At 71.2% G+C, this 6,286-nt stretch carries 4 protein-coding genes; 3 read left to right on the top strand and 1 reads right to left on the bottom strand.

Going from position 1 to position 6,286, the window contains the following annotated elements; translation table 11 throughout:
* Positions 1-54 precede the first annotated feature (54 nt).
* On the bottom strand, positions 55-1,545 hold the full coding sequence (locus ACFUVW_RS18690) for a choice-of-anchor A family protein (RefSeq protein ID WP_430572810.1): 1,491 nt from the start codon (positions 1,543-1,545) through the stop codon (positions 55-57).
* 212 nt (positions 1,546-1,757) lie between these two features.
* On the opposite strand from ACFUVW_RS18690, the gene uvrB reads away from it, so the two are divergent.
* The 3 genes from uvrB to ACFUVW_RS18675 all read left to right on the top strand — a co-directional run bounded on the left by uvrB (position 1,758) and on the right by ACFUVW_RS18675 (position 6,253).
* On the top strand, positions 1,758-3,872 hold the full coding sequence (uvrB, locus tag ACFUVW_RS18685) for an excinuclease ABC subunit UvrB (RefSeq protein WP_430572809.1): 2,115 nt from the start codon (positions 1,758-1,760) through the stop codon (positions 3,870-3,872).
* Positions 3,873-4,130: 258 nt separating this feature from the next.
* Complete coding sequence (locus ACFUVW_RS18680) at positions 4,131-5,144, top strand: TerC family protein (RefSeq protein WP_430572808.1); 1,014 nt, start codon at positions 4,131-4,133, stop codon at positions 5,142-5,144.
* Positions 5,141-6,253, top strand: a complete 1,113-nt coding sequence (locus ACFUVW_RS18675; RefSeq protein WP_430572807.1) for a TerC family protein — start codon at positions 5,141-5,143, stop codon at positions 6,251-6,253. Before ACFUVW_RS18680 ends, ACFUVW_RS18675 begins: the two co-directional genes overlap by 4 nt.
* The last annotated feature ends 33 nt before the right edge of the window (positions 6,254-6,286 follow it).

The raw sequence follows: 6,286 nt of genomic DNA, 5'->3' as shown, positions 1-6,286 counted from the left end.
GTCCAGATGGGCTCGGGCCACCTCGGCGCGGCCCGGCCCCGCCCGGCCGGGGGCTCAGCCGCGGAGCGCGCGCCGCGTCGTCCGACGACGGAGCGCGACGAGGAGCCCGCCCGCGCCGAGCAGGGCCGCGGCCACGGCCGCGACGAGGCCGACCTGCGCGCCGGTGCGGGGCAGGGCGTCCTCGCCGGCTGCTCGGCCCGACGGCGTCGCCGGGGGCTCCGCGCCGGCAGCAGCGGCGGCGGCGAGGTCGTCGTCCGGGACTCCCGCGCGGTCGTCGCTCTCGTCGGCCGGGGCGGGGCCGTCGACGGGGCCCTCGCCCTCCGCCTCCGGCGACGGCGTCGCCGGGCCGGGGGTGGCGTCGTCGGTGACCGTGGGGGTCGGCTCCGTGGTGGGCGCCGGCGTCTGCGGCCCGTCGTCCTCGCCGTCGTCCGCGCCACCGTTCTCGCCCTCCTCCTCGGTGACGCCACCGGGCGGCGTCACCGCGGGGACGTCGCCGCAGTCTCCCGTCCACGGGTAGTTGTGGTGCTCGATGCCGTGGCCGCCCGTGTAGGCCACGTCGCCGGCGGCGAGGATCCGGCCGTTCGTGCTCGTGGCGACGGTGAGGGTGCTGCCCGCGCCGGGGACGACGACGCTGCCCGGGAGCTGGCCGTTCGTGCCGAGGTCGACGGACGCCGCGTCGGGGAAGGACCACAGGAGGGAGCTGCCGAGGAACTGGGTGGCCTGGTAGACCCGTTCGCCGGCGACCTCGACGTGGTCGAGCGTCATCGAGACGGCCGCACCCGACACGGTGATCGCGACCGGTGCCCTCCCGTCGACCCTCACGACCTCGAGGCCGCGAGCCTCGGCGGCGGTGATCCGGTAGGAACCGGGGGCCCGCAGGGTCAGGGTCCCGCCCTCGGGGTCGACGTCGGTCGCGGAGGCCGCCGCCTGGTCCGACAGGGACCGCGCCAGGGCGGGGTAGCCGGAGTACGGGGCGAGCGCGGCCTCGCGTCCCACCCCCGCGCGGACGGTGCCCCGCGCGCGGTCGACGAAGGACTCGGTGCTCACGTCGCCGGCGATCCTCCCGCCGACCACGACGTTGCCGCCACCGGGCGTGCTGAAGCCCACCTGCAGGCGCGGCCCGGTCGTCAGGTCGCCGCCCACCACGAGATGGTCGCTGCCGCCCGCGGGCGCGATCGCGGAGCCACCGCCTCCGGCGGTGCCGACGTTGAGGGAGTCGGGGCCGCCGTCGCGGGCGAGGTCGGCGTCTCCCGCGACGACGATCCGGCCCTCGAGCTCCTTGGCGCGCGAGACGGCGAGGTCGCCGCCGACGTAGATGCCGACCCCGTCGTCCACGACGGCGGCCTCGTCGTAGACGCCGACAGGCCGGTCGACCTCCAGCTCCGCGCACCACGCGACCGCCTCCGCGCCTTTCGTCGCGCCGTCCGTCGTGCCGGCCGTCGCGGCGGCGCCGACGGGCGCCAGGGCCGGTCCGGCGGCGAGCGCTGCGCACGCACCGAGGACGAGCGGGCGACGACGAAGGGGGCGGGGGGCGGCGGCAGGCATGGGTCTCCACGTGACTCGGACTGGCTCGGACGGAATCGGACGGGCTCGGGCACGACGCCGGTGCGGGTGCCGACGGTGCGACGCCCGTGGGCTCGCCGAAACCCTAGGGTTACGACCCTTCCCTTACAAAAGAAATGCCGGAAATTCACCCCCTGTCCGGGTCCGGCACGGGGCGGCCACCGGGTGTCGGGGGCGGGCCGTACGGTGGTGGCATGCGACCCGTGACCGACCTGCAGCGTGCGGTGGCCCCCTTCGAGGTGGTGTCCGAGTACGAGCCCTCGGGAGACCAGCCCACCGCCATCGCGGACCTCGCGTCCCGCGTGCAGGCGGGGGAGAAGGACGTCGTCCTGCTCGGCGCGACCGGCACGGGCAAGAGTGCGACGACGGCGTGGCTCATCGAGAAGCTGCAGCGGCCCACGCTCGTCATGGCGCCCAACAAGACCCTCGCCGCGCAGCTGGCCACGGAGTTCCGCGAGCTGCTGCCCAACAACGCCGTCGAGTACTTCGTGTCGTACTACGACTACTACCAGCCCGAGGCGTACATCGCGCAGACGGACACCTACATCGAGAAGGACTCGTCGATCAACGACGAGGTGGAGCGGCTGCGGCACTCGGCGACGTCGTCGCTGCTGACCCGCCGCGACGTCGTCGTCGTGGCGTCGGTGTCGTGCATCTACGGCCTGGGCACCCCGCAGGAGTACGTGGACCGGATGGTGCGGCTCGACGTCGGGGACGTGGTCGACCGCGACGACATGCTCCGCCGCTTCGTGCAGATGCAGTACACGCGCAACGACATGGCCTTCACCCGCGGCACGTTCCGCGTGCGCGGCGACACGGTGGAGATCATCCCCGTGTACGAGGAGCTCGCCGTCCGCATCGAGATGTTCGGCGACGAGATCGAGTCGATCCAGACGCTGCACCCGCTCACGGGCGAGGTGATCCGCGACGAGCAGAGCGTCTACCTCTTCCCTGCCACGCACTACGTCGCGGGCCCCGAGCGCATGGAGCGGGCGATCGGCGGCATCGAGGCGGAGCTCGCGGACCGTCTGGCGGACCTCGAGCGGCAGAACAAGCTGCTGGAGGCGCAGCGGCTGCGCATGCGCACCACGTACGACATCGAGATGATGCGCCAGATCGGCACCTGCAGCGGCATCGAGAACTACTCGCGGCACATCGACGGCCGCGAGCAGGGCTCGCCCCCGAACACCCTGCTCGACTACTTCCCCGAGGACTTCCTGCTCGTCATCGACGAGTCGCACCAGACCGTGCCGCAGATCGGCGCGATGTTCGAGGGCGACATGTCCCGCAAGCGGTCCCTCGTGGAGCACGGGTTCCGCCTGCCGAGCGCGATGGACAACCGGCCGCTGCGCTGGGAGGAGTTCGTCGAGCGGATCGGACAGACGGTCTACCTGTCGGCCACGCCGGGCGACTACGAGCTGTCCATGTCCGACGGCGTGGTCGAGCAGGTCATCCGCCCCACCGGCCTGGTGGACCCGCAGGTGGTCGTCAAGCCGACCACGGGGCAGATCGACGACCTGCTGCACGAGATCCGCGAGCGCGTCGAGAAGGACGAGCGCGTGCTGGTCACCACCCTCACCAAGAAGATGGCCGAGGACCTCACGGACTACTTCCTCGAGAAGGACGTGCGGGTGCGTTACCTGCACTCCGAGGTCGACACGCTGCGGCGCGTCGAGCTGCTGCGCGAGCTGCGGATGGGCGAGTACGACGTGCTGGTCGGCATCAACCTGCTGCGCGAGGGCCTCGACCTGCCCGAGGTGTCGCTCGTGGCGATCCTCGACGCCGACAAGGAGGGCTTCCTGCGCTCCGAGCGGTCGCTCATCCAGACGATCGGCCGTGCGGCGCGCAACGTCACCGGCCAGGTGCACATGTACGCGGACAAGATCACGCCGGCCATGCGGTACGCCCTCGACGAGACCGACCGCCGTCGCGCGAAGCAGGTGGCGTACAACGAGGAGCACGGGATCGACCCGCAGCCGCTGCGCAAGAAGATCGCGGACGTCACCGACATGCTCGCCCGCGAGGACATCGACACGCAGGAGCTGCTGTCCGGCGGGTACCGCAAGGCCCCGGCGTCCGCGCAGGGCAAGGGGCGCGCGCCCGTGCCGGGCTCGCCGAAGGAGGGGGCCGCCACCGGCAACCGGCTCGCCGGCGCCGCGGCGGGCGAGCTCGCGGAGCTGATCCAGGAGCTGAGCGACCAGATGCACGCCGCCGCGGCGGAGCTGCAGTTCGAGGTCGCGGCGCGCCTGCGCGACGAGATCGGCGGGCTGAAGAAGGAGCTGCGGCAGATGCAGGCCGCGACGGCCTGAGCGTCGCGTGGCGCGGCCCGTGCCGGGCGGTCGCGGGCGCGGTGAGAGGCGGCGATCGCGTCGTGACATGCGCGGATGGCGGGGCCGAGGTCTCATGTAGGGTGTGCGGGTTGGAGGGGAGTACCCCGCCCACGGTGAGGTCGTCATCACGTCCGGCACGGATGCCGGACCGGCCTCGTCGGCCCGGACGCCAGGCTCGTAGCCGCTCCGGGTGGGGAAGACCTCCGGTGCTCAGTCCTACGTACCGGAGGAGTTTCCATGGATGTGCCCGTCTGGGTCTGGATCGTCACCGTCGGCGTGATCCTCGCGATGCTCGCGGTCGACTACGTCGGCCACGTGCGCACCCCGCACGCCCCCACGCTCCGCGAGTCGGCGACGTGGTCCCTGGCCTACGTCGCGGTCGCGGTCGTGTTCGGGGTGATCGTGTGGGTCGTGTGGGGCGGGACGTACGGTGGCGAGTACTTCGCCGGGTATATCACCGAGAAGTCGCTCAGCGTCGACAACCTGTTCGTCTTCGTCCTGATCATGACGAGCTTCCGGGTGCCCCGGGAGTACCAGCAGCGCGTGCTCCTGATCGGCATCACGATCGCGCTGGTGCTGCGCACGGTGTTCATCATCGCCGGCGCCGCGATCATCGCGAACTTCGCCTGGGTGTTCTACATCTTCGGCGCGTTCCTCATCTGGACGGCGATCGCCCAGGCCCGGTCGGGCACCGGCCACGACGAGGAGTGGAACGAGAACGGCGTCCTGCGGCTGACGCGGCGCCTGTTCCCCACGACCGACTCGTACGTCGGCGACAAGATGACGACGAAGATCGACGGCAAGCGGTACATCACGCCGATGCTCATCGTGATGGTCGCGATCGGCAGCGCCGACCTGCTGTTCGCCGTCGACTCGATCCCCGCGATCTTCGGCCTCACCCAGGAGACGTACCTGGTGTTCGCCGCGAACGCGTTCTCGCTGCTGGGCCTGCGCCAGCTCTACTTCCTCGTGGACGGCCTCCTCGACCGTCTCGTGTACCTCAACTACGGGCTCGCCGCGATCCTCGGCTTCATCGGTGTCAAGCTGGTGATCCACGCGCTGCACACCAACGAGCTGCCGTTCATCAACGGCGGTCACCACGTCGAGGCGATCCCCGAGATCCCGACCACCGTGTCGCTCGGCTTCATCGTGGTGGTGCTCGCCGTCACGACGATCGCCTCGCTCGCCCGTGACCGGCGCGACCGCCGGGCCCGCGCCGTCGTGGCCCCGTCCTCCGAAGGAGATGCATGATCCACGAGCTGCCGCTCTGGTTCGAGTGGGCGTCGCTCGCGGCGCTGATCGTCCTGCTCGCCGTCGACCTCGCGATCGTCGGCAGGCGCCCCCACGTGCCGAGCATGAAGGAGAGCGGCCTGTGGGTCGGCTTCTACGTCGCCCTGGCGCTGGTCTTCGGGCTGATCATGCTCGCCGTGGGCGGAACCGCTCCGGCCGGTGAGTTCTACGCCGGCTGGCTCACGGAGTACTCCCTGAGCGTGGACAACCTGTTCGTCTTCGTCATCATCATGTCGCGGTTCGCGGTGCCGAAGCAGCACCAGCAGATGGTGCTCATGGTCGGCATCATCATCGCGCTGGTGCTGCGCGGGGCGTTCATCCTCGCGGGTGCCGCGATCCTCGAGCAGTTCGTGTGGGTCTTCTATCTCTTCGGCGCGTTCCTCATCTACACGGCGATCAAGCTGGTGGCCGGGGACGACGACGAGGAGGAGTTCAAGGAGAACGTCGCGATCCGGCTCCTGCGCCGGGTGCTGCCGGTGAGCCAGGAGTACGACGGCGCGAAGGTGCGCACGGTGGTCGACGGCAAGAAGCTGTTCACCCCGATGCTCGTGGTGTTCGTGGCGATCGGCTCGACCGACCTGCTGTTCGCGCTCGACTCGATCCCTGCGATCTTCGGACTGACCAAGGACCCGTTCATCGTCTTCACCGCGAACATCTTCGCGCTCATGGGCCTGCGCCAGCTCTACTTCCTGCTGGGCGGTCTGCTCGAGCGGCTGGTCTACCTGCCGATCGCCCTGGCGGTCATCCTCGGGTTCATCGGCGTCAAGCTCATCCTCGAGGCGCTGCACACCAACACGCTCCCGTTCATCAACGGGGGCGAGCACGTCGCCTGGGCGCCCGAGATCCCGATCTGGCTGTCGCTGGCGGTGATCCTCGGCTCGATCGCGATCGCGACGGTCGCGAGCCTGGCGAAGACACGGCGCACGGCCGCGGTGGCGGCGAAGGGCGTGGCGTCGGCGGACGCGGAGGCCCCGACGTCCTCTGGCACGACGGACGTGGGGGCGGACGACGCGGGCTCGGAGCCCGGCGCCACCACTCCGACGCCCAGGTCGGAGGCCTCGGGCCGCTGACGAGGCGGGCGGGCCCCGGACGGCGCACCGTCC

Origin of the sequence: Isoptericola sp. NPDC057391 (genome assembly GCF_042668085.1) — a bacterium.
Taxonomy (GTDB): domain Bacteria; phylum Actinomycetota; class Actinomycetes; order Actinomycetales; family Cellulomonadaceae; genus Isoptericola.
This window is presented reverse-complemented; position numbering and strand designations above follow the sequence as displayed.